Origin of the sequence: Robiginitalea sediminis, from assembly GCF_002198115.1 — a bacterium.
In the GTDB taxonomy this organism is placed as follows: domain Bacteria; phylum Bacteroidota; class Bacteroidia; order Flavobacteriales; family Flavobacteriaceae; genus Robiginitalea; species Robiginitalea sediminis.
In genome coordinates this window covers 247,292-251,231 of record NZ_NGNR01000004.1, presented here as the reverse complement: position 1 = coordinate 251,231, position 3,940 = coordinate 247,292, and positions in this window count along the sequence as shown.

Below are 3,940 nucleotides of genomic sequence, written 5' to 3'. Positions count from 1 at the left end.
CAATGCTTCATCCAACCCCTACGACAACACCACCAGCGGCCTGACGGCCACCAACGTGCAGGATGCGATCGATGAGATCAACGCCCTGGCGGGAACTGTTTCCCTGACCGACAACGGGGACGGCACTTACGACTTTACCGACGCTGCTGGCAACACGACCACCATCAGCGACACCTCCCTGTCTACTTTGATAGACAATGGGGATGGCACCTACACCTATACNACCTACGACTTTACCGACGCTGCTGGCAACACGACCACCATCAGCGACACCTCCCTGTCTACTTTGATAGACAATGGGGATGGCACCTACACCTATACTGACGAATCCGGAGCTACTCAGGTAATCGATACCAATGCTTCATCCAACCCCTACGACAATACCACCAGCGGTCTTACCGCCACTAATGTCCAGGATGCGATCGATGAACTTAATGCCGGAAGCACAGACGACCAGAACATCAGCGGTTCTGCCCTGGTAGGTACGGACCTGACCATCGGGATTGAAAACGGAACCAGTGAAACAGTAGACCTGTCATCATTGGTAGACGACGCGGATGCCGATCCGACTAACGAATACAACACCTCGGTCGCTGTAAACGGCGGTGCCGTTGAGGTAACCGATGGGGGAGGAACCCAGTCGGCCAATCTGCTAAGCGCGGATGCCAACAACGATATTGCTGTTGGTTCCGACGGGGCCCTGTATCTGAATGTAGCTTCTGTGACGGTTGCGGAAACCATTACAAATCTCACCGACAACGGAAATGGAACCTTTACTTACGTCAATGAAAACGGGGTTAACCAGACCGTATCCAAGGCAGATATTACGGACAATGGGGATGGGACCTACACCTTTACCAATAACGACGGTTCCGACGTACTCCTGGATACCCGGGCAGCGGCCAATCCGTATGACAACAGCACTTCCGGCCTTACGGCTACCAATGTGCAGGATGCCATAGACGAGCTCAATACCGGAAGTACCGACGACCAGAATATCAGCGGCTCTGCCCTTGTGGGCACCGATCTGACCATCGGGATTGAAAACGGAACCAGTGAAACCGTAGACCTGTCTTCCCTGGTAGACGATGCAGATGCCGACCCGACCAACGAGTACAACACAGGCATCAGCTTCGATGGGGCCAACCTGACCGTTACAGACGCCGGTGGGAACCAGAGCGTGGACATCAGCGGGGTTTCAACCGACGACCAAACCGCCGCAGAGGTATCCTACGACAATAGTACTTCCGGCTTGTCAGCTACCGATGTACAGGCAGCCATAGACGAGGTTTCAGCCGGAAGCACAGACGACCAGAATATTAGCGGTTCTGCCCTGGTAGGTACCGATTTGACCATCGGCATCGAAGGGGGAACCAGCGAGACAGTAGATCTCTCTAGCTTGGTTGGCACTGACGACCAAACCGCTTCAGAGGTAAACATCACCGACGCCGGCGGCAACTTCACAGCCACGGACGTAGAAGGCGCCCTGGCCGAACTGGCCGCAGGCAGCACCGACGACCAGACCCTGACCCTGGCTGCCAACAGCCTCTCTATCGAGGATGGAAACAGTGTGGACCTGAGTGGCTACCTCGATAATACCGATGACCAGAACATCAGCGGTTCTGCCCTGGTGGGTACGGACCTGACAATCGGGATCGAAGGGGGAGGCAGTGAAACTGTAGACCTCTCCAGCCTGGTAGGTTCTGACGACCAAAATATCAGCGGGTCTGCCCTGGTAGGTACGGACCTGACCATCGGGATTGAAAACGGAACCAGTGAAACAGTAGATTTGTCTTCCCTGGTGGACGATGCGGATGCTGACCCGACTAACGAATACAACACCGCAGTTGTGGTAAATGGCGGTGCCCTGGAGGTAACCGATGGGGGAGGTACCCAGTCAGCCAACCTGTTAAGTGCGGATGCTAACAACGACCTTGCAGTTGGTTCCGATGGAGCCCTTTATCTTAATGTAGCTTCGGTATCCATTGCAGAAACCATTACAAACCTGACCGACAACGGTAACGGCACCTTTACCTACGTCAATGAGAACGGGGTAAACCAGACCGTCTCCAAGGCGGATATTACGGACAACGGCAATGGGACCTATACCTTTACCAACAACGATGGGTCCGATGTACTCCTGGATACCCGGGCAGCGGCCAATCCTTATGACAACAGCACTTCCGGTCTTACGGCTACCGATGTGCAGGCGGCTATCGATGAGGTAGCTGGTGGAAGCACCGACGACCAGAACATCAGCGGCTCTGCCCTGGTGGGCACGGACCTGACTATCGGCATCGAAGGCGGAAGCAGCGAGACTGTAGATCTCTCTAGCTTGGTGGGCACCGACGACCAGAACATCAGCGGGTCTGCCTTGGTAGGTACCGATCTTACTATTGGCATCGAAGGAGGAGGCAGTGAGACTGTGGATCTCTCTAGCTTGGTGGGCACTGACGATCAAACCGCTTCAGAGGTTAACATCACCGACGCCGGCGGCAACTTTACCGCCACGGACGTAGAAGGCGCCCTGGCCGAATTGGCCGCGGGAAGCACCGACGACCAGACCCTGACTCTGGCTGCCAACTCCCTTTCCATCGAAGACGGGAATAGCGTAGACCTGAGCGGGTACCTGGATAACACGGACGACCAGAACATTAGTGGTTCTGCCCTGGTGGGTACGGACCTGACCATCGGGATCGAAGGGGGAACCAGTGAAACTGTGGATCTCTCAAGCCTAGTGGGAACCGACGACCAGAACATCAGCGGCTCTGCCCTGGTGGGCACGGACCTGACCATTGGCATCGAAGGAGGAGGCAGTGAAACTGTGGATCTCTCTAGCCTTGTAGGAACTGACGACCAGACCCTGACCTTGGCTGCCAACAGCCTGTCTATTGAGGACGGGAATAGTGTGGACCTGAGCGGGTACCTGGATAACACCGACGATCAGAACATTAGTGGTTCTGCCCTGGTGGGTACAGACCTGACCATTGGCATCGAAGGAGGAGGCAGTGAAACTGTGGACCTCTCAAGCCTCGTGGGTACTGACGATCAAACCGCTTCAGAGGTAAACATCACCGACGCCGGCGGCAACTTCACCGCCACGGACGTAGAAGGAGCCCTGGCCGAACTGGCCGCGGGCAGCACCGACGACCAGACCCTGACTCTGGCTGCCAACTCCCTTTCCATCGAAGACGGGAATAGCGTAGACCTGAGCGGGTACCTGGATAACACGGACGACCAGAACATCAGCGGTTCTGCCCTGGTGGGTACAGACCTGACCATCGGCATCGAAGGGGGAACCAGTGAAACGGTAGATTTGTCTTCCCTGGTGGACGATGCGGATGCCGACCCAACTAACGAATACAACACCGCAGTTGCGGTAAATGGCGGTGCCCTGGAGGTAACCGATGGGGGAGGTACCCAGTCAGCCAACCTGATAAGTGCCGATGCCAACAACGATATCGCCGTTGGATCAGACGGTGCACTTTACCTGAACGTAGCCTCCGTTACAATATCGGAAACCATTACAAACCTGACCGACAACGGTAACGGTACCTTTACCTACGTCAATGAAAACGGGGTAAACCAGACCGTCTCCAAGGCGGATATTACGGACAACGGCAATGGGACCTATACCTTTACCAACAACGATGGGTCCGATGTACTCCTGGATACCCGGGCAGCGGCCAATCCGTATGACAACAGCACTTCCGGTCTTACGGCTACCGATGTGCAGGCGGCTATCGATGAGGTAGCTGGTGGAAGTACCGACGACCAGACCCTGACTCTGTCTGCTAACAGCCTTTCCATTGAGGATGGAAACAGCGTGGACCTGAGCGGGTACCTGGATAACACGGACGACCAGAACATCAGCGGTTCTGCCCTTGTAGGCACCGACCTGACCATTGGCATCGAAGGAGGAACCAGCGAGACTGTAGAT